This is a genomic window from Bifidobacterium sp. LH_558, assembly GCF_056356295.1.
The window spans coordinates 1-693 of record NZ_JBKETZ010000021.1 but is presented as its reverse complement, the minus strand read 5'-3'; the positions used below and the strand labels follow the sequence as shown (position 1 = coordinate 693).

1 pseudogene is annotated in these 693 nt (G+C 63.1%); it reads left to right on the top strand.

Features of this window, described 5'->3' with window-relative positions:
• Positions 1-193: 193 nt before the first annotated feature.
• Positions 194-693: pseudogene (locus AC1AV0_RS10920) on the top strand (IS21 family transposase); the annotation flags it as partial.

Below are 693 nucleotides of genomic sequence, written 5' to 3'. Positions count from 1 at the left end.
GTGTTTATGTTCAATGTTCTTTGGGCAGGAGTGGCATGGTGTTTTCCGCTTGATGTGCAGCTGTTTTTCCGCAGTGTCGTCATCTTCGTGATGATATGAGCGGCCATGGGTTCGTCCTGCCTGTTAGATTCCCGGGTTGCAAACCAATAGCAGCCAGGGGCCGGTTGCCGCCGGCCCGGGGAAGGAAAGGACAGTGACGATACCCATGTCCAAACAGCAAGATATCAGGAGGCTCGACGCGAAGGGCCTGCCGCATACGGAGATCGCCAGAAGGCTCGGTGTGGACCGGGGCACGGTCGCGAAGTGGGCGGGCATGGAGGACTGCTCGCCCAAACCGCCAGCCAGACGCAGGGTGGGATCGGTGCTCGACGAGCACAAGCCGCTGATCGACTCGTGGCTGGAGGCCGACCGTCTCATGCCACGCAAGCAGCGTCACACCGCCAAGCGCGTGTTCGACCGGCTCGTGGCCGAGCGCGGGTTCGAGGGTTCGTATTCCACAGTGCTGCGGTACGTGGACCAGTGGCTGGCCATGAACCGGGAGCCCGGCGACGGCTACGTGGAGCTGGAATGGACGCCGGGGAGCGTGCAGATGGACTTCGGTCTGGCCAAGGCGCGGCTGGCGGGCGAATGGGTGGACGACCATTGCCTGGTCGTCACGTTCCCGCATTCGAACAAGCGGTACGCGGCGAGCCT